Raw genomic sequence first — 18,978 nt, 5'->3', positions numbered from 1 at the left:
TTTCAGCTCGGGTTCCCCGGATTTATTCGGGGGACCCGAGCTTTTTTGCGTTGTACCGTCCGGGTAGCGTGAGCCCGTGCAGTACGACCTGGTGATCTTCGACAACGACGGCGTCCTCGTGGACAGCGAGCCGATCTCCAACCGCATCCTCGCGGAGCGCCTGACCGCGGCCGGGCACCCCACCACGTACGAGGACTCGCTCCGCGACTTCATGGGTGCCGCGATGCACCGGGTGCACGACCTGGTGCGTGAGCGGTCGGGGGCCGTGCTGCCGGCGGACTTCGACGACGCGTTCCACGCCCAGGTCTTCGCCGCCTTCGAACGGGACCTGGAGCCCGTTGTCGGCGTCGCCGCGGTGCTGGACCAGCTCGCCGCGGACGGGGTGCCGTACTGCCTCGCCTCCTCCGGCGGGCATGACCGGATTCGGGTCGCGCTGCGGAAGACCGGCCTGTACGAGCGGTTCGGGGAGGAGCGGATCTTCTCCGCGCAGGACGTGGGGCGTGGCAAGCCGGCCCCCGACCTGTTCCTGCACGCCGCCCGGGAGATGGGTGTCGCGCCGGGCCGCTGTGCGGTGGTGGAGGACAGCCGGCTGGGCGTACAGGCGGCGGTCGCGGCCGGGATGGACGTGTACGGGTTCACCGCGATGACGCCGCCCGGGAACCTGGCGGGGGCGACCGCGCTGTTCGAGCGGATGACGGAGCTGCCCGCGCTGCTGACCGGCTGAGCTGCCGACCGACCGAGCTGCCGACCCGCCGACCGGCTGACCGTGCGGAATCGTCCGCACAGACCCTACTCATCCGTAGCTCCCGCGCTTAGCCTGCTCGCTTATGGATGTCGCTCGCCCGCAGGCTCTGCGGCAAGGCCGAGCTGCCCTCGCGGTCAGCTTCTTCGCGCAGGGCGCGCTCTTCGCGCTGCTCGTGACCCGTATCCCCGCGATCCAGGACCGCTACGGGATCAGTGACGGGCTGCTGCCGGTGTTCCTGGCGGCCGTGCCGATCCTGGCGGGCGTCGGGAGCGTGCTGACCGAGCAGTTGGTGAAGCGGGTGCGGCCGAGCGTGGTGCTGCGCTGGGTGCAGCCGGTGGTGGGGCTGGTGCTGGCGGGGCTGGGCGCCGGGGACCGGGTGTGGACGGCGGCGGTGACGCTGGCGTTGTTCGGGGTGTGCGTCGGCGGGCTGGACGCGTCGATGAACATGCTGGGCGTCAGCCTCCAGCGGGAGTGGGGCCAGAGCATCATGCTGGGCTTCCACGCGGCTTACAGCCTGGGCGGCATCGTCGGTGCGTCGCTTGCCTGGTCGGGCGCGCACTGGCACTTCGCGCTGTTCTCGCTGTACGGGCCGGCGGTGCTGGTGCTGATCCCGCTGACGCTGACGGCGAGCCGCTGGTACCGCGACCAGCAGCCGGGCGGTGTGTCGGCCGACGTGGCGGAGGGACGCAGCCCGGATGGGGGCGGGGCCGCCCAGCAGGTCGTCATGCGGATGCTGCTGCCGCTGTGCCTGGTGATGGCCTTCGCGTACATCGGCGACTCGACGGTCTCCAACTGGAGTGCGAAGTACCTCCAGGACACGCTGCACAGCTCGGACCAGCTCTCCACGGTGCCGTACGCGGTGTACATGGTGACCACGCTGGTCGGGCGGGCGGTCGGGGACCAGGGGGTGCGGCGGTTCGGGGCGGTCGCGGTGGTGCGGGTGGGCGCGGTCGTCGCCATGGCCGGGTTCGCGGTGGTGGCGGTGGCTCCGGGGCCGTGGGTGGGCATGCTCGGCTTCACCCTGCTCGGGTTCGGGCTGTGCGTGATCGTGCCGCAGACGTTCGCGGCGGCCGGGCGGATGTTCCCCGAGGCGTCGGACTCGGCGATCGCGCGGCTGAACATCTTCAACTACGTGGGGTTCCTGGTCGGATCGCCGCTGGTCGGGGCGCTCGGCGACGCGTGGAGCTACCGCGGTGCCATGGTCGTACCGATGGTCCTGGTGGGAGCCACGCTGCTGTACGCGCGATCTTTCGCGGCGGGTCCCGGCGGGTACGGTGTCGGCCATGAGCGGCCGCGCGCAGTTGATGTGGGATGACCGGGTAACGGCGTACGACTTCGGGGACGGGCACCCGATGGACCCGGTGCGGCTGAAGCTGACCTGGGCCCTGGTGCGGGCGTTCGGCCTGGACGCGGGGCTCAAGGTGGTGGCGGCTCCGGCGGCGGGGGAGTCGACGCTGGAGCTGGTGCACCGGTCGGACTACGTGGCGGCGGTGCGCCGCGCCTCGGCGGACCCGGCGGCGGCCCAGGCCGGGACCGAGGCGGCGTACGGCATCGGCAGCATGGACAACCCGGCGTTCGCGGCGATGCACGACGCCTCCGCGCTCATCGCCGGGCAGTCGGTGGGCGCGGCGGAGGCGGTGTGGCGGGGCGAGGCCGACCATGCGGTCAACTTCGCCGGCGGGCTGCACCACGCGATGCCCGGCCAGGCGGCGGGGTTCTGCGTCTACAACGACGCGGCGCTCGCGGTGGCGCGGCTGCTGGAGCTGGGCGCGGAGCGGGTGGTCTACGTGGACACGGACGTACATCACGGGGACGGTGTGCAGACGGCGTTCTGGGACGACCCTCGGGTGCTGACGATCTCGCTGCACGAGACGCCGCGCACGCTCTTCCCGTACGCCACCGGGTGGCCGGAGGAGACCGGCGGGGCGGACGCGGAGGGCGGCGCGGTGAACGTGGCGCTGCCGGCGGGCACGGGGGACGAGGGCTGGCTGCGGGCGTTCCACGCGGTGGTGCCGGCGCTGGTGGCGGCGTTCCGGCCGCAGGTGCTGGTGTCGCAGCACGGCGCGGACAGCCATGTGGAGGACCCGTTGGCGCACTTGGCGGTGTCGCTGGACGCGCAGCGGGTGGTGGCGGAGGCGTGCCACCGGCTGGCGCACGAGCACGCGCAGGGGCGTTGGGTGGCGCTGGGCGGTGGCGGGTACGCCGTCGCCGACGTGGTGCCGCGGGCGTGGGCGCATCTGGTGGGCATTGCGGCGGGGACGCCGGTCGAGCCGCGGACGGCGGTGCCGCGGGAGTGGCAGGACCAGGCGTACGCGCTGACGCGGACGTCGGTGTCGGCGCGGATGACGGACGGTGCGCCGGGGCGGTGGGCGGAGTTCGACGACGGGGGGTACGACCCGGCGTCGCGGTTGGACCAGGCGGTGCTGGCGACGCGGCGGGCGGTCTTCCCGTTGCACGGGCTGCTGCCGTAGGGCCGTGGCGGGGTTCGACGGCCCACCCGTGGGGGTGATTTCGGAAGGTTCGTTATGTACCGGCCGCGGGGCCCGTGCAGGATCGGGCGCGTGGTGAGTGTGGGTGCGCTGCGCGCACATCTGGTGGCGGTGGGGCTCGCAGGCGAGGTGGCCACGGCGCGGGAGCAGAGCCTGGTGAACTACGGGTTGTTCGCGGCGCGTGATCCGCGGCAGACCTGCGGACTGGAGCCGGAGGGGGCGTGGGACCGGGCGGAGTTGCTGCGGTTGATGGCGGACCGGTGCGGGGTGTCGGCCGATCCGTGCCGGACGTCGGGGCCCGACGCGATCGATCCGGACCGCACGGTGGCGGCGCTGGACGCGTTCGCGGAGCGGTTGGCGCGTGCGGCGCATGACCGGCTACCCGTCCTGTTGGGCACAGGACATCCACATCGTCTCCTTGGTTTCTACGCAACTTTGGCCGCCGCGCTGTCGGCGGCCGGGTGCCAGGTGCTCACCCCGCACTACGACCACTGCATGCGGATGCCCACTCATTTCGGCGTACGCGTACACCGCCTCGGCTACGTCGGCGGGGTCGCGGTGGTGCGGGCGGAGGGGGCCGAGCGGGGCGCGCACACCCACTCGCCGCTGCCGGTCAGGGCGGCCCTCGCGGCGGCCGCGCAGCAGGCGGGAATTCTGCCGAAACTCGTGGTGGGGGACCATGGATTCGTCTGCGGGGCAGGGCAGTTGGGCATCGAGGCGATCGGTATCGGGGACTGCGACGACCCGGCGGTTTTCGTGGCGGAGGCGGAGGGCAGAGTGTCGGTGGCCGTACCACTCGACGACACCGCTCGGTCGGATTACTACCGGCCGGTCACCCGTTACGTCCTGAAGAGCGCATGGCTCGGGCAGTAATCCTCCCTTCGCAACTCCTCTTCCCCACTTGCATCATCCGCCCCTAATCTGAGGGGGAGCGCACATGCCTGTTTGGAGTCGCCGGAGGGGAAGCCGGTGGCCGTCATGTGCGGAAGGTTCAGGTGTGTCATGGCTGTAACTGAAAGTCGGCCTCTCAACGAGGTCGTGTTCCTCACTGTCGCCGAAGTAGCGGCGGTCATGAGGGTGTCGAAGATGACCGTGTACCGCCTGGTGCACAGCGGTCATCTGCCGGCGATTCGCGTGGGTCGGTCCTTCCGGGTTCCGGAGCAGGCCGTGCACGAATACCTGCGGGAGAGCTATGTGGGGGTGGAGTCTGCCTGAGCTGCCGTGAGCGGTCCGGTAACGGGCCGGTGACGGGCCGCGTGGGCCTCGGTTACGTTCGTCCGCTCGGGGCGGGTAGGCTAGGCCGACGTAGGTCGTGTGGGCTCGGACGCCCCGCACCGAGTGAAACCGAAGCGAGGGTTGTCGTGGGCTCTGTCATCAAGAAGCGGCGCAAGCGTATGGCGAAGAAGAAGCACCGCAAGCTTCTGAAGCGGACGCGTGTCCAGCGCCGCAACAAGAAGTAAGCGGGCTGCTTGCCGCTCTCCTGCCCCCTTCGACCGCCCGATCCAGGGTGGTGGAAGGGGGCAGTGGCGTGTCCGGGCCGTTCGGCGGCCGCCCGCGGGCGGGGGCGTTGCGTCACCGCGGTGACACGGCGGCGGGGTACGGTGACAGCATTCCCTCAGGAAGGCGCTGAACGTGGGCAAGGTGGTGCTCGTCACCGGAGTCGCGCGGCAGCTCAGCGGGCGGTTCGTCCGGCGGGTGCAGCGCGAGCCCGAGGTGGACCGGGTGGTCGCGGTCGACGTGGTGCCGCCCGACCACGACCTGGGGGACGCGGAGTTCGTCCGGGCCGACATCCGGCAGCCGGTGATCGGAAAGGTGCTGGCGCGGCACGCGGTGGACACCGTGGTGCACCTGGACGTCAGCGGCACCCCGCTGGGCGCCGGCGGTCGTACCCAGGCCAAGGAGACCAACGTCATAGGCACCATGCAGCTGCTGGGCGCGTGCCAGAAGGCGCCGACGGTCCGGCGGCTGGTGGTGAAGTCCACCACGAGCGTCTACGGTTCCGCGCCGCGCGACCCGGCGGTCTTCACCGAGACCACCCCGGTCAAGTCGCTGCCCAGCGGCGGCTTCGCGAAGGACGCGGTCGAGGTCGAGGGCTTTGTGCGCGGCTTCGCCCGGCGCCGGCCCGACGTGGCGGTGGCGGTGCTGCGCTTCGCCAACATCCTCGGGCCGCGCGCGGACACCCCGCTCGCGGAGTTCTTCGACCTGCCGGTGCTGCCCACGGTGTTCGGATACGACCCCAGGCTCCAGTTCGTGCACGAGGACGACGTCGACGAGGTGCTGGTGGTCGCGGCCACGGAGCCGCGGCGCGGGACGCTGAACAGCGGCACGTTCAACATCGCCGGGGACGGGGTGCTGCTGCTGTCGCAGACCGCGCGGCGGCTGGGGCGCCCGACGGTGCCGGTGCTGCTGCCCGCGGTGACCTGGGTGGGGCGGATGCTGCGCACCGCGGGTGTGACGGACTTCTCCGCCGAGCAGATCCGGCTGCTCACCCACGGCCGGGTGGTCGACACCCGGCAGATGCGGGAGACGCTGGGCTTCCACCCCGTCCACACCACCGCGGAGACCTTCCAGGACTTCGCCCGCTCCCGGGCCGGCGGCCTGCTGCCGCCGGCCCGGCTGGCGGCAGCGGTCGACGGGGTGGCGGCGCGGGTGCGGCGGGCGGCGGCCGCGGGGCCGGGAACGAAGCGGGGGCCGGAGCGGCAGGAGGAACGGCAGTCATGACGGACGCGAAGGTCATCCCGTTCGGGGACGACGGCCGCCGCCGCGGCGCGGGTGCCGGCGGCGCCGGCAGCAGCAGCGGCAGTGGTGGCGCGCGGCGGTCGCGGGGCCGGGAGCGCAAGGCGGGTGCGGCGGGGTCCGGGCAGAAGGCCGCGGGTGCCGCCCAGGCGCCGCTGGCGGCCGTTCCGGAGGACGGTCCGGGCATTCCGGCGCAGGCGGACGGAACACCGCCGGCAGGCGCCGGACAGGGCCCGCACGGCGGCGGTGGAGGCGCCGCCGACGGTGTCCGCCCGGAGGCGGCCGGCGATCCGGCGGCGGAGGGCGGCGGCCCGGGCGGTGCGGAGGACCTCGGGGCGTCGCTGTCCGCGGCGTTCGGCGCTGTCGCCGACCGGCTGCTCGGCGGCCCGTGGGAGCGGAAGGTCGCCGGCGGCCTGTCCTTCCTGCGGCGGCGGGTGACCGGGGACTACGACGTCGACGAGTTCGGCTTCGACGCCGAGCTGACCGACCAGGTGCTGCTGTCGCTGCTGCGCCCGCTGTACGAGGGGTACTTCCGGGTCGAGGTCAGGGGCATCGAGAACATTCCCGCCGAGGGCGGCGCCCTGGTGGTGTCGAACCACTCCGGGACGCTGCCGATCGACGCGCTGATGACCCAGGTCGCGGTGCACGACCACCATCCGGCCGGCCGCCACCTCCGGCTGCTCGCCGCGGACCTGGTGTTCATGATGCCGGTCGTCAACGAGCTGGCGCGGAAGGCCGGCCACACCCTCGCCTGCGCGGAGGACGCGCAACTGCTGCTGGAGCGGGGCGAGGTGGTCGGGGTGATGCCCGAGGGCTTCAAGGGCCTGGGCAAGCCCTTCTCGGAGCGGTACAAGCTCCAGCGGTTCGGGCGGGGCGGGTTCGTGGCGACGGCACTGAAAACGAAGGTGCCGATCGTGCCGTGCTCGGTGGTGGGCGCCGAGGAGATCTACCCGATGGTGGGCAACTCCCGCACCCTCGCCCGGGTCTTCGGCTTCCCGTACTTCCCGCTCACCCCGACCTTCCCCTGGCTCGGCCCGCTCGGACTGGTTCCGCTTCCGACGAAGTGGACGATCCAGTTCGGCGAGCCGATCCCCACGGACTCCTACGCTCCGGAGGCCGCGGACGACCCGATGCTCGTCTTCAACCTGACCGACCAGGTGCGGGAGACCATCCAGCACACGCTGTACGAACTGCTGGTGGAGCGCCGCTCGGTGTTCTTCTGACCGGGCGGCGCCGCACGGTGCCGCGTCAGCTGTCGTCGGTGCTGCTGGTCAGGCCGAGGCCGGGGAGCAGCCCGGGGAGCAGCGGGGGCAGCTCGACGGAGTGCTGGGTGGGGCTGGGGGTCGGCGTCGGGGTCGTCTCCGGCAGGTCCGGGAGCTTCGGCGCGGTGCCGAGCAGGTTGCCCGAGCCGCCGATCAGTCCGTCGGCGGTGCTGCCCGAGGGCGAGGGGCTGGGGCTCTGCCCGCTGTCGTCTCCGGCCGTGTCCTTCGACGTGGCCGTCGCGGACGGGCCGCTCGAGGGGGAGCCGCCGCGCGGGCCGCCGTCGTGACCGGTGCCGGAGTCCGCGCCATGGGTGGCGGAGGCGCCGGAGTGGTCCTTCTGCGGCAGCGACAGCGGCGCGACCTCCGCGTCTATGGCGTCGAAGAGCGAGGTCACCTGGTCGGAGACGTCGGTGAGCTGGCTGGGCAGCTTGCCGCTCAGGTCGGTCCAGCCCTGGCGGTGGCTCTCCGCGAAGCTGTTGAGCAGCTCCATCGGCTGGAGCGAGCCGTTCTTGCGGTAGGCGTCGGTGAGCAGACGGTGCCCCTCGGCCACCTCCTGGTGCATCCCGGACAGCGCCCTGCGCACCTCGGCGACGGACTCGGGGTCGAGCTGCCCGCCGCGGCCGCGGTCCATCAGCCGGCGCGCCTCCTGCATGCGGGTGGACGCCATGTCGAGGTAGACCTTGCCCCGGGAGGCGTCGCTGCCCGCCATGTCCAGCTTGATGTCCTCCATGCTGCGCTTGAGGCCGTACAGGCTGTCGCCGGGCAGGGCGTTGGTGCTCGCCGCGGCGACACCGCCCAGGGCGCCCGCGGCGACCCCCATCGTCAGCCCGCCGACCGCGAGCCGGCGGGACAGCCGGGAGCGCGGGGCGAACCGGCGCAGGGCGGCGGCCGGTGCGAGCCGGCCGCTCTCACCGCGCTGCTCGGGCACGCGGGTGGCGGGGCGGAAGCTGCCGTCGGCGATCGCCTGCTCCATGGCGGCGATCAGCTGGGCGCGCTGCACCGTCTTGCGCGCGGGGTCCATCGCGGGGCGCGGGCGCCGGCCGATGGCACCGGCGAGGGCGACCATCGCACCCTGCTCGGGGTCGGCGTGGCGGTCGGCGGCGTGCGTGCCGTGCGTCTCGCCGGCGCTGTGCGCACCGCTGGACGCGCCCCCGGGCGTACCGCCGCCGCGGCTGTCCGCTGCGCCGTCCGTGCCGGCACCGGCGCCGTGTCCGCCGGTGCTGTCCTCGCGGCCGCCGTCGAGCCCGGCGTCCTCGACCGCCTGGGCGAAGGCGTTCGCCCGACGGTGTGCCGTTGCCTGTCCGATCACGGGCGGCACCTCCTCTCGTCTCCACACTCGACTCCACCCGCCGTCCGGAAGGTTGCCCTCTCCGAAGCCGTCCACCCGATCGGGTGAAAAGCGGTGAGCGGCGTGCGGCGCGGAAGTGTCTGCATGTGTTGCAACGAGTGCCGGTCCGGTTGGGTTACGCAGGTCTGATGATCGGGCAGCGTACGCCCTGGGCGCCACTCATCGGGCGTCTTCGGGCAGCAGCCGGGCCAGGGTGCGCACCGCGCGGTACTGGAGCGTCTTGATGGCGCCCTCGTTCTTGCCCATCACCCGGGCGGTTTCGGCCACCGACAGGCCCTGGAGGAAGCGCAGGGTGATGCACTCCTGCTGCTGCGGGTTGAGCTTGCGGACGGCGGTGAGCAGCGCTTCGTTGGAGAGCTGTTCGAGCACCGATTCCTCGGGGCTGCGGGCCACTTCGTTGGCGTCCAGCATTTCACCGGTGGTCACTTCGAGCCGGAACCTGCTCGACTTGAAGTGGTCGGCGACCAGGTTGCGGGCGATCGTGACCAGCCAGGCGCCGAAGTCGCGGCCCTGCCAGGTGAAGGTGCCGATACGGCGCAGGGCGCGCAGAAACGTCTCGCTGGTGAGGTCCTCGGCCGTCGCCTTGGAGCCCACCCGGTAGTAGATGTACCGGTAGACGGTGTCGCTGTAGTGGTCGTAGAGCCGGCCGAAGGCTTCGGTCTCGCCGCTCTGCGCGGCTTCGACCAGGTCCATCATGCGGCCGCTGTCGGTGTCCGACGCGGGCCGTCGGGCCGGGGCGGCCTTGTCGGCGGCCTGGCCGCGCTGCGGGCTGCTGTTGCGGGTGCGTCTGCCTGCGGCGGTGCTGATTTCGGCCAGGGCGTAGGCGGGGCCGGGGACGGTGGGACCGGACGTGGCGAGGGCGGGCGCGGCGTACGCGGGGACACGCGGCAACTGGTCGGTGACCAGAGCGCGCAGCGCAGCCAGGCCGGAGGTGACAACCCCGTCGTGTGGGTACACGGGACTCCCAGAGGCAGAACTTCCATCACGTGCAGTACGGGACCGTTCACCCGTCGTGGCGACGTGCGGGTACCGGAATGCGTCTGAGGAGAATAACGCTTCGTACAGGCGGCGCTACACCGAGTTGTGGAAATCGCCGTTTCCGGCACTTCCTGTGCGGAATCGTGATCGACCAATTATCGAACGGGGCGCCCGAGTTGACCACTTCGAGTCGTGAAGCGCTCGTGTGAAGCGCGTGTTGTGCTCGTGTCGAAGTCGCGGATGCGAGCCGCTCGTCCGGCCGAACGAGCCGTGCGCGCCGTGCGGGGCGCGTGTTCCGGTGCACCGGCGCGAGCCGTCCGCGCGGGCGGGCGCGGGCGCGCGGAATCGTACGGAGCGCGCCGCACGCGCTTCCGTACAGCGCCGCGCGCCTCTCCGCCGTGTCGGGGTGTTGGGCTCGCCCGGGCGGCTAGCGGTAGCGCCTGCGGGCGGCCAGGGCCGCCAGGACGCCGCCGGCCACCGCACCCATGCCCGCGGCCGCGGGAATCCCGATCTTCGCGGCCTTCCGCCCGGTGCGGTAGTCGCGCAGCCGCCAGCCCTCGGCCCGCGCGTGCTTGCGCAGCCCGCTGTCGGGGTTGATCGCGTAGGGATGGCCGACCAGCGAGAGCATCGGGATGTCGTTGGTGGAGTCGCTGTAGGCCGCGCACCGCGACAGGTCGAGGTCCTCGGCCGTCGCCAGCGCCCGTACCGCCTCGGCCTTGGCCGGGCCGTGCAGCGGCTCGCCGACCAGCCGGCCGGTGTAGACGCCGTCGACCGACTCCGCGACGGTGCCCAGCGCCCCGGTCAGCCCGAGCCGGCGGGCGATGATCGCGGCGGTCTCCACCGGCGCGGCCGTCACCAGCCACACCCGCTGCCCGGCGTCGAGGTGGGCCTGGGCGAGGGCGCGGGTACCGGGCCAGATCTTCCCGGCCATGTACTCGTCGTAGATCTCCTCGCCGATGGCCGTCAGTTCCGCCACCCGGTGCCCCTTGACGATGGACAGCGCGCTGTCGCGGGCGTCCTGCATGTGCTCGGGGTCCTCGGCGCCGGCCAGCCGGAAGTACGCCTGCTGCCAGGCGAACCGCAGCAGGTCGCGCTTGTCGAAGAACTTCCGCTTGTACAGGCCGCGGCCGAAGTGGAAGAGCGCGGCGCCCTGCATCACGGTGTTGTCGAGGTCGAAGAAGGCGGCGGCCCGCGGGTCGCCCGCCACCGGGAACTGCTGCTCCGCCGGTTCGGCGGCCGCGTCGCCGGCCTGCGTCCGGTGGTCGAGCGCGGCCTCCGCGGCGGCCTCTCCTGCCAGCACGCTCCGCTCGGTGGCGGACTGCCTACGGGGGGTGAGCCATTTGAGAGCGGCCATGCCGCGAGCATAACGAGGTCCGGGGGCGGGCCCGCTGCGGCCGGGATGCGGGCGCGTGAACGGAGCGGGACACAATGGCGGGCATGACGACGACCCCGAAGACGGTGACCCTGATCGGCCGGCCCGGCTGCCACCTCTGCGACGACGCCCGCGCCGTGATCGCGAAGGTCGCGGCCGAGACCGGCGCGGTCGTGACCGAGCAGGACATCACCCAGGACGCCGCGTTGCACGACCGCTACTGGGAGCAGATCCCGGTGGTGCTCGTCGACGGCGAGCAGCACACGTTCTGGCGGGTCGACGAGCGGCGGCTGCGGGCGGCACTCGCCTGACCTGATCGGAATGTGACCGCCGCCCGACCTCGGCGCCCCACCTTGGCGCCTGACCGTCGCCGGCCCGTCCGGCGGTGCCCACGGCCCGGCGGCGGTGGGTGCTTTTGGGCGGATTGCCTGCGTAGCCGCGTGTTCGACTACCATCGGGGGCGTTTTGTACACCCGGGGGCGATGCGTGAGGAGCGTGGGCGCGTGCTTCCGGGCCGGAGCCAGGGTTCGTACGGCTATGCCGTCGTGGACGTGGAGGCGACGGGCTCGTCCTCGCACCGGCACCGGGTGGTCGAGCTCGCGGTGCTGCTGCTGGACCGGGACCTGGTGCCGCAGGGCGAGTTCACCACGCTGATCGACCCGCAGGGCCCGGTCGGCCCCACGCACATCCACGGCATCGAGGCGGAACACCTGGCCGGAGCCCCGCGGTTCGCCGCGATCGCGGCGCGGCTGCTGGCGCTGCTGCGCGGCCGGGTGCTGGTCGGCCACAACGTCGGCTGCGACCGGGCCTTCCTGGCCGCGGAGTACGCCCGGCTGGGACTGCGGCTGCCCGCGGCGCCCGAGGTGTGCACCATGCGGACCGCGGCGGCGCTGGGCCCGTCGGCGCCGTACGGACTGTCGCTGCGCGCTTGCGCGGCGCGCATCGGCGTCACCGACTGGAGCCCGCACACCGCGCTCGGTGACGTCCGCGCCACCGCCGCGCTGTTCGCCCACCACGCCCCGCAACTGCCGGGCCTGTCCGACCTGCTGGCGGCCGCGGCCGGGCTGCCCTGGCCGGAGCCGTCCGGCCTGCTCGCGGCGGCGGACGGCCTGTGGCTGCGGCGCGGCAACGATTCGGCCCGCCGAACAGTGCCGCATGCCCGCCACGGGCACGCGTGATGCCCATCACTTCCGCCGGGCAAATCGGACACCATCTTTGTGCACGCGTTCACAAAGACATAGCCTGGCGTCCACGGGGCGTCCCCAAAGACCGCGGTCGCCCTCAGCCCAGCTCTACCCGCAGGAGCACCGTGGCAACTGGCCGAACACACCGACCGGCGACCCGCGGCCGAGGAATTCCCGAGGCCACCGTCGCCAGGCTTCCGCTGTATCTGCGGGCACTGACAGCACTCTCGGAGCGCTCGGTGCCCACCGTCTCCTCGGAAGAACTCGCCGCCGCCGCCGGAGTCAACTCCGCGAAGCTGCGCAAGGACTTCTCCTACCTGGGCTCCTACGGGACCCGGGGAGTCGGATACGACGTGGAGTACCTCGTCTACCAGATCAGCCGTGAACTCGGCCTCACCCAGGACTGGCCCGTGGTCATCGTCGGTATCGGCAACCTGGGCGCCGCACTCGCCAACTACGGCGGGTTCGCCTCCCGCGGCTTCCGCGTCGCCGCGCTGCTGGACGCCGACGCGGCCCTGGCCGGCCGGCTGGTCGCGGGCCTGCCGGTGCGGCACATCGACGAGCTCGAGACGATCGTCGCGGACAACCAGGTGTCCATCGGCGTGATCGCCACCCCGGCCGGCGCCGCCCAGGAGGTCACCGACCGCCTCGTCACGGCCGGTGTGACCTCCATCCTCAACTTCGCGCCCACGGTGCTGTCGGTGCCCGACGGCGTCGACGTGCGCAAGGTCGACCTCTCCATCGAGCTGCAGATCCTCGCCTTCCACGAGCAGCGCAAGGCCGGTGAGGAACGCCAGGACCCGGACGGCGACGTACCCGCCGTGATGCCGGCATGAACGAGCGCAGCGCCATGCGGCGAGGTGGGTCCGGCGCCGTCCGGTCCGCGGGCGACGGGGAGTGTTCATGAGTCTTCTGGTCGTCGGGCTGAGCCACCGCACCGCCCCCGTCAGCGTGCTGGAGCGCGCCGCCCTGCCCGAGGGCGCGCGGCCCAAGCTGCTCCAGGACACCGTCGCCTGCGAACCGGCCGCCGAGGCCGTGGTGCTGGCCACCTGCAACCGGATAGAGCTGTACGCCGACGTCGACAAGTTCCACGCCGGGGTCGCCGAACTGTCCACGCTGCTCGCCCAGCACAGCTCGGCCGGCCTGGACGAGCTGACCCCGCACCTCTACGTGCACTACGAGGACCGCGCCGTCCACCACCTGCTGTCGGTGGCCTGCGGGCTGGACTCCATGGTGGTCGGCGAGGGCCAGATCCTCGGCCAGATCAAGGACGCCCTGGCCCTCGGCCAGCAGCAGCACACCGCCGGCCGCCTGCTCAACGACCTGTTCCAGCAGGCGCTGCGGGTCGGCAAGCGCGCCCACTCCGAGACCGGCATCGACCGAGCCGGGCAGTCCCTGGTCACCTTCGGGCTGTCCCAACTCGCCCCGGCCACCGGCCCGCTCGCCGGCCGCCGCGCCCTGGTGGTCGGCGCCGGCTCGATGTCCTCGCTGGCCGCGGCGACCCTCGCCCGCGCCGGGGTGCGCGAACTGGCCGTCGCCAACCGCACCGTCGAGCGCGCCCAGCGGCTGGCCGCCATGCTCGGCGAGCAGCACCCCGGGCTGAGCGCCCGCGCCCTGACCATCGACGAGGTGTCCGGCACGGTCGCCGACGCCGACCTCGTCGTGTCCTGCACCGGCGCCACCGGCCTGGTGCTGACCGCCGACGACCTGCGCGGCGCCGTACGCCGCCGCACCGCGGACGGGCCGCTGGCCGTACTGGACCTGGCGATGCCGCGGGACGTGGACGCGGCCGCCCACCACATCGACGGGCTGCACTTCGCCGACATCGAGTCGCTCGCCGCGGCCTCCGCCGACGCGCCCATGGCCGCCGACGTCGACCAGGTCCGGGCGATCGTCTCCGAGGAGGTCGCCGCCTTCGGCGCGGCCCAGCGGGCGGCCCGGATCACCCCGACCGTGGTCGCGCTGCGCGCGATGGCCGCCGATGTCGTGGCGGGTGAACTCGCCCGCCTCGACGGTAGGCTGCCCGGCCTGGACGACAAGCAGCGCGCCGAGATCACCCAGACCGTCCGCCGCGTGGTGGACAAGCTCCTGCACGCGCCGACCGTGCGGGTCAAGCAGCTGGCCGGCGAGCCCGGCGGCGCCGGGTACGCCGACGCGCTGCGCGAACTCTTCGACCTCGACCCGCAGGCGGTCGCCGCCGTCAGCCGGGCCGACACCCGGCCGCCGACCCGGGTGGCACCGAACCGAATCGAGGCGGGCAATGAGTAACCCTGCGGGGCCGGAGCCGGAAACGGTGCGGCCGCCGGCCGCGGCCCCCGGAACGACCGGCGCGGACCAGCCGCCGTCGCCGACGGACCAGCCGTCGGACCAGCTCTCGGACCAGCCGGCGGACCCGGCCGCACGCGCCGCGCGGCGCGGCTCCACCGACAGCGCGGCGCCACTGCGGTTGGGCACCCGCCGCAGCAAACTCGCGATGGCGCAGTCCGGCATGATCGCCGACCAGGTCCGGCAGCTGACCGGCCGGGCCGTCGAACTCGTCGAGATCACCACCTACGGCGACGTCTCCAAGGAGGAGCTCGCCCGCATCGGCGGCACCGGGGTCTTCGTCTCCGCGCTGCGCGACGCGCTGCTCGCCGGTGACATCGACTTCGCCGTGCACAGCCTCAAGGACCTGCCCACCACGGCGCCCGACGCCCTGGTACTCGCCGCGATCCCGGTCCGCGAGGACCCGCGCGACGCGCTGGTGGCCCGCGACGGGCTCACTTTCGCCGAACTGCCGCCCGGCGCCAGGGTCGGCACCGGCTCGCCGCGCCGGATGGCCCAGCTCAACGCGTGGGCACGGTCACACGGACTGGAGATCGAGACGGTCCCGATCCGTGGCAATGTTGACACCCGAATCGGGTACGTTACTTCAGGCGAACTCGACGCGGTCGTCCTGGCCGCCGCCGGGCTGAACCGTATCGGCAGACTCGCCGAGGCGAGCGAGCTCATCGACACCGGCGTCAGCCTGCCCGCTCCCGGGCAGGGCGCGCTCGCCGTCGAATGCGCCGCCTCCAACCAGGAGTTGGCCGCACAGCTCGCCGAACTCGACGACCCGTTCACCCGGGCTGCCGTGACCGCCGAGCGATCCCTGCTCGCCGCCCTTGAGGCCGGTTGCTCCGCCCCTGTGGGCGCGCTGGCCGACCTCGTGGCCGACGGGCAGTTTACCGAGCTGCGCCTGCGCGGCGTCGTCGGCACCACCGACGGCACCACGCTGGTGCAGATGTCCACCACCGGTCCCGTACCGGCGTCGGACGACGAGGCGCGGGCCGTTGGCCGCGAACTCGCCGTGGCGATGCTCGCCAAGGGCGCGGCCGGTCTTATGGGGGAGCGCACATCTTGAACCCCGCCGCCGTCGTTACAACCAACCCGGCCGGCACCGCCGCCGGTCCGGCCGCCCCAGCCGCCGGGCACGTGACCTTCCTCGGCGCCGGGCCCGGTGACCCGGGCCTGCTGACCCTGCGCGCCGTCGAGGCCCTGGGCCTCGCCGACGTGCTGATCGGTCCCGGCGACGTGCTCGACGTCGTCCGCGGCCACGCCCGCGCCGACGTGGGCACGGCCGAACCCTCCCCCGGAGCTTCGCCCGGGAGGGACCCCCAGGACGGCGAGGTGTTGGACGCCGCCGCTGCTGCGACACAGCTTGTCATGTCGTCCGCGCGCACCGGTAAGCGGGTGGTCCGCGCGATCGCCGGCGACCCCGGACTGGACGCCTCCGCGGCCGAGGAGATGCTCGCCTGCGCCCACGCGGGCATCCCGTTCGAGGTCGTCCCCGGCGTCGCCGCCGCGCTCGGCGTGCCCGCGTACGCCGGTGTGCCGCTCAGCGGCGACGTCCGGTTCGTGGACGCGGCCACCGCCTCCGACCAGTGCTGGGGCGAGGTCGGCGCCAGCTCCGCGACGCTGGTGGTCTCCACCACCCTCCAGACAGTCGCCTCGGCCGCCGCCGAACTCGTCGCCGCCGGGCGCAAGCCCGACACCGCGCTGACCGTCACCGTGGCCGGCACCACCACCCGTCAGCGCACCTGGAGCGCGACCCTGGCGACCATCGCGGCCGAGCTGAAGGCGACCAAGGCGCTGCCGACGCCGGAGGGCCCGATCGCCGCGATAGCCGTCGTCGGCGAGCCCACCGCGCACAGGCGGCAGCTGTCCTGGTTCGAGACCAAGCCGCTCTTCGGCTGGCGGGTGCTGGTGCCGCGCACCAAGGAGCAGGCCGCGTCCCTGTCGGACCAGCTGCGCTCTTACGGCGCGGTGCCCCACGAGGTGCCGACCATCGCGGTCGAACCCCCGCGCACCCCGCAGCAGATGGAGCGCGCGGTCAAGGGCCTGGTCACCGGCCGCTACGAGTGGATCGCGTTCACCTCGGTCAACGCGGTCAAGGCGGTCCGCGAGAAGTTCGAGGAGTACGGCCTCGACGCCCGGGCGTTCGCCGGGATAAAGGTCGCCGCCGTCGGCGAGCAGACCGCGCAGGCGCTGGTCGAGTTCGGCGTCAAGCCGGACCTGGTGCCCAGCGGCGAGCAGTCCGCCGCCGGGCTGCTGGAGGACTGGCCGCCCTACGACCCGGTCTTCGACCCGATCGACCGGGTGTTCCTGCCGCGCGCCGACATCGCCACCGAGACGCTCGTGGCCGGTCTGGTCGAACTCGGCTGGGAGGTCGACGACGTGACCGCCTACCGGACGGTGCGCGCCTCGCCGCCGCCGGCCGAGACCCGCGAGGCGATCAAGGGCGGCGGGTTCGACGCGGTGCTCTTCACGTCGTCCTCGACGGTGCGCAACCTCGTCGGGATCGCCGGGAAGCCGCACAACGTGACGGTCATCGCGTGCATCGGGCCCGCGACGGCGAAGACGGCGGAGGAGCACGGGCTGCGGGTGGACGTGATGGCCCCCGAGCCGTCCGTGCACGCGCTGGCGCAGGCGCTGGCGGAGTTCGGGCGGGCGCGGCGTACGGCGGCGGAGGCGGCGGGCGACCCCGTCACGCGGCCCAGCGAGCGCCGTCCCGGGGCGCGCCGCCGCTCCCGGGTGTAGCCGGCGCGGAAGTGCCGGGGGCGGGTGGTCCTGTCGGTTCGGGGGCCGCCTGCCGAGGGGTCCGGGGCGTGGCGCCGGGGGTGCCCGGGGGCGCCTGAGGGTACCTGGGGCACCGACTGATCGTCGGCAACTGCACCCTGTGCGCGGGCGTACCGTGGAAAACGGCCCTGTTGTCCACAGAAAGGCGGCGCAGCCGATGAGCAGCCGGTACGGCGAGTTCCCCGGAGCGCGGCCGAGGCGCCTGCGCACCTCACCCGCGATGCGCCGCCTGGTCGCCGAGACCCGCCTGGACCCGGCGGAGCTGATCCTCCCGATGTTCGTCCGCGAGGGCATCAGCGCCCCCGTCGACGTCGCCTCGATGCCCGGTGTGGTGCAGCACACCCGCGACACCCTCCGCAAGGCCGCCGTGGAGGCGGCCGCGGCCGGCGTGGGCGGCCTGATGCTCTTCGGCGTCCCGGAGACCAAGGACGCGGTGGGCAGCGCCGGCACCGACCCCGACGGCATCCTCCAGCAGGCGATCCGCGACGTCGTCTCCGAGGTCGGCGACGACGTCATCGTGATGTCCGACCTGTGCCTGGACGAGTTCACCGACCACGGCCACTGCGGTGTGCTGGACGACCAGGGCCGGGTCGACAACGACGCGACGCTGGAGCGCTACGCGGAGATGGCCCAGGTACAGGCCGACGCCGGTGTCCATGTGGTCGGCCCGTCCGGGATGATGGACGGCCAGGTCGGTGTGGTGCGCGACGCACTGGACGAGATCGGCCGCCAGGACGTGGCGATCCTCGCCTACACCGTGAAGTACGCCTCCGCCTTCTTCGGCCCCTTCCGGGAGGCCGTCGGCTCCTCGCTCAAGGGCGACCGCAAGACCTACCAGCAGGACCCGGCGAACCTGCGCGAGTCGATGCGCGAGCTGGCGCTCGACCTCGCGGAGGGCGCGGACATGGTGATGGTCAAGCCCGGCTTGCCGTATCTTGACGTGCTGAGGAAGGTCGCGGACACCGTCGACGTGCCGGTCGCGGCGTACCAGGTCTCCGGGGAGTACGCGATGGTCGAGGCCGCCGCCGAGAAGGGCTGGATCGACCGGGACCGTACGATCATGGAGACGCTGACGTCGATCCGGCGGGCGGGCGCGAACATGATCCTGACCTACTGGGCCACGGAAGTCGCCCAGCGGCTCTGACGGCCGCCGGGCGGGTGCTTGTTGAGGAAGGGGAGGGGGTCCGATGAGTCGGGGCATACCCTCGTGGGCCACGGTCAGTGGCCTGACGGCCGGGGCGATGGCCGTGGTGTCGGTGCTGGCGATCCAGGCCAGCGGATCGGCCCCGGGCGGCAAGCCGGCCACGGCGGCGCCCGCGCCGCACCCCTCGGCGAGCAAGCAGTCCCCGCAGACCCCGCCGCCGGTGCCCGCGCACTCCGACACCGGTAAGCGGATCGTCTACTCGATCTCCCAGCACCGCGTGTGGGTGGTCCCGCGCTCCGGGCCCACCTCCACCTTCCTGGTGCAGCCCGGCACCGTGCCCGCCCAGGTCGGCACCCACTACGTGACCGGGCGCAACGCCACCGGCACCGGCTCCGACGGCGTCCACGTCGAACACGTCGTCTTCTTCGAGTACACCGCCGAGACCTGGGTGGCCTTCTCCGCCCCGATCGACGACAAGGTCACCGCCCCCTCCTCCGCACTGCGTACCGGCGCCATCCGCGTCCACCGCGCCGACGAGACCAAGATCTGGAACAACACCGTCATCGGCTCCACGGTCGTGGTCCTGAAGTAGCACCGGCCGCCCGGAGCGGAGCATCACAAGC

The 18,978-nt window shown here is 73.0% G+C and carries 19 protein-coding genes; 16 read left to right on the top strand and 3 right to left on the bottom strand.

Translation table 11 applies throughout. The features are described from left to right. The first annotated feature begins 76 nt into the window (after positions 1-76). The 8 genes from AC3ERT_RS33890 to AC3ERT_RS33855 all read left to right on the top strand — a co-directional run bounded on the left by AC3ERT_RS33890 (position 77) and on the right by AC3ERT_RS33855 (position 7,193). Entirely contained in the window at positions 77-724 is a 648-nt protein-coding gene (locus tag AC3ERT_RS33890) for an HAD family hydrolase (protein WP_435125524.1), read from the top strand. Positions 725-827: 103 nt separating this feature from the next. Continuing rightward, positions 828-2,060, top strand: coding sequence for an MFS transporter (locus AC3ERT_RS33885; protein WP_335978510.1), 1,233 nt, complete (start codon positions 828-830; stop codon positions 2,058-2,060). Continuing rightward, a complete protein-coding gene (locus tag AC3ERT_RS33880; RefSeq protein ID WP_435125518.1) occupies positions 2,029-3,216 on the top strand; it encodes an acetoin utilization protein AcuC in 1,188 nt (395 codons plus the stop codon). Before AC3ERT_RS33885 ends, AC3ERT_RS33880 begins: the two co-directional genes overlap by 32 nt. A gap of 90 nt (positions 3,217-3,306) precedes the next feature. Further along, the gene (locus AC3ERT_RS33875; protein WP_435125516.1) at positions 3,307-4,107 is read left to right on the top strand and encodes a phosphatase; all 801 of its coding nucleotides are present in this window, start codon (positions 3,307-3,309) and stop codon (positions 4,105-4,107) included. Positions 4,108-4,236: 129 nt separating this feature from the next. Beyond that, positions 4,237-4,449: a helix-turn-helix domain-containing protein gene (locus AC3ERT_RS33870; RefSeq protein ID WP_202235362.1), complete on the top strand. Its 213-nt coding sequence runs from the start codon at positions 4,237-4,239 to the stop codon at positions 4,447-4,449. 29 nt (positions 4,450-4,478) lie between these two features. After that, positions 4,479-4,694, top strand: coding sequence for a 30S ribosomal protein bS22 (locus AC3ERT_RS33865; protein ID WP_435125512.1), 216 nt, complete (start codon positions 4,479-4,481; stop codon positions 4,692-4,694). Positions 4,695-4,866: 172 nt separating this feature from the next. Then, positions 4,867-5,955, top strand: a complete 1,089-nt coding sequence (locus tag AC3ERT_RS33860; RefSeq protein WP_435178794.1) for an NAD-dependent epimerase/dehydratase family protein — start codon at positions 4,867-4,869, stop codon at positions 5,953-5,955. Next, positions 5,952-7,193 carry a lysophospholipid acyltransferase family protein gene (locus AC3ERT_RS33855; RefSeq protein WP_435178792.1) on the top strand — a complete coding sequence of 414 codons (1,242 nt, stop codon included), beginning with the start codon at positions 5,952-5,954 and terminating at the stop codon, positions 7,191-7,193. Before AC3ERT_RS33860 ends, AC3ERT_RS33855 begins: the two co-directional genes overlap by 4 nt. 25 nt (positions 7,194-7,218) lie before the next feature. Here the strand turns inward: AC3ERT_RS33855 and AC3ERT_RS33850 are convergent, their stop codons facing one another. The 3 genes from AC3ERT_RS33850 to AC3ERT_RS33840 all read right to left on the bottom strand — a co-directional run bounded on the left by AC3ERT_RS33850 (position 7,219) and on the right by AC3ERT_RS33840 (position 10,912). Further along, positions 7,219-8,541: a DUF5667 domain-containing protein gene (locus AC3ERT_RS33850; RefSeq protein ID WP_435178790.1), complete on the bottom strand. Its 1,323-nt coding sequence runs from the start codon at positions 8,539-8,541 to the stop codon at positions 7,219-7,221. A 198-nt stretch (positions 8,542-8,739) separates the two neighbouring features. Beyond that, a complete protein-coding gene (locus AC3ERT_RS33845) occupies positions 8,740-9,537 on the bottom strand; it encodes an ECF subfamily RNA polymerase sigma factor, BldN family (protein ID WP_335978498.1) in 798 nt (265 codons plus the stop codon). 448 nt (positions 9,538-9,985) lie between these two features. Then, positions 9,986-10,912: an HAD family hydrolase gene (locus tag AC3ERT_RS33840; RefSeq protein WP_335978496.1), complete on the bottom strand. Its 927-nt coding sequence runs from the start codon at positions 10,910-10,912 to the stop codon at positions 9,986-9,988. Positions 10,913-10,995: 83 nt separating this feature from the next. Between AC3ERT_RS33840 and AC3ERT_RS33835 the strand changes: the two genes are divergently transcribed. From AC3ERT_RS33835 to AC3ERT_RS33800, 8 genes are all read left to right on the top strand, one after another. Next, positions 10,996-11,241, top strand: a complete 246-nt coding sequence (locus AC3ERT_RS33835) for a glutaredoxin family protein (protein WP_435178788.1) — start codon at positions 10,996-10,998, stop codon at positions 11,239-11,241. Between the two features lie 192 nt (positions 11,242-11,433). Beyond that, complete coding sequence (locus tag AC3ERT_RS33830) at positions 11,434-12,108, top strand: 3'-5' exonuclease (RefSeq protein WP_435125499.1); 675 nt, start codon at positions 11,434-11,436, stop codon at positions 12,106-12,108. 131 nt (positions 12,109-12,239) lie between these two features. Further along, on the top strand, positions 12,240-12,950 hold the full coding sequence (locus AC3ERT_RS33825) for a redox-sensing transcriptional repressor Rex (protein WP_335978491.1): 711 nt from the start codon (positions 12,240-12,242) through the stop codon (positions 12,948-12,950). A gap of 67 nt (positions 12,951-13,017) precedes the next feature. Beyond that, a complete protein-coding gene (locus AC3ERT_RS33820; protein ID WP_435178786.1) occupies positions 13,018-14,382 on the top strand; it encodes a glutamyl-tRNA reductase in 1,365 nt (454 codons plus the stop codon). After that, entirely contained in the window at positions 14,375-15,496 is a 1,122-nt protein-coding gene (gene hemC, locus AC3ERT_RS33815) for a hydroxymethylbilane synthase (protein WP_435125491.1), read from the top strand. The genes AC3ERT_RS33820 and hemC overlap by 8 nt, the downstream gene beginning before the upstream one ends. Continuing rightward, a complete protein-coding gene (locus AC3ERT_RS33810) occupies positions 15,493-17,172 on the top strand; it encodes a bifunctional uroporphyrinogen-III C-methyltransferase/uroporphyrinogen-III synthase (RefSeq protein ID WP_435178784.1) in 1,680 nt (559 codons plus the stop codon). Before hemC ends, AC3ERT_RS33810 begins: the two co-directional genes overlap by 4 nt. A 196-nt stretch (positions 17,173-17,368) precedes the next feature. Continuing rightward, positions 17,369-18,355, top strand: coding sequence for a porphobilinogen synthase (hemB, locus tag AC3ERT_RS33805; protein ID WP_435178782.1), 987 nt, complete (start codon positions 17,369-17,371; stop codon positions 18,353-18,355). Positions 18,356-18,398: 43 nt separating this feature from the next. After that, the gene (locus tag AC3ERT_RS33800) at positions 18,399-18,947 is read left to right on the top strand and encodes a L,D-transpeptidase (RefSeq protein ID WP_335978482.1); all 549 of its coding nucleotides are present in this window, start codon (positions 18,399-18,401) and stop codon (positions 18,945-18,947) included. Positions 18,948-18,978 lie beyond the last annotated feature (31 nt).

The organism is Actinacidiphila sp. bgisy145, assembly GCF_057708125.1.
The sequence above is the reverse complement of the archived record's forward strand: the minus strand, read 5'-3'. Positions and strand labels throughout refer to the sequence as shown.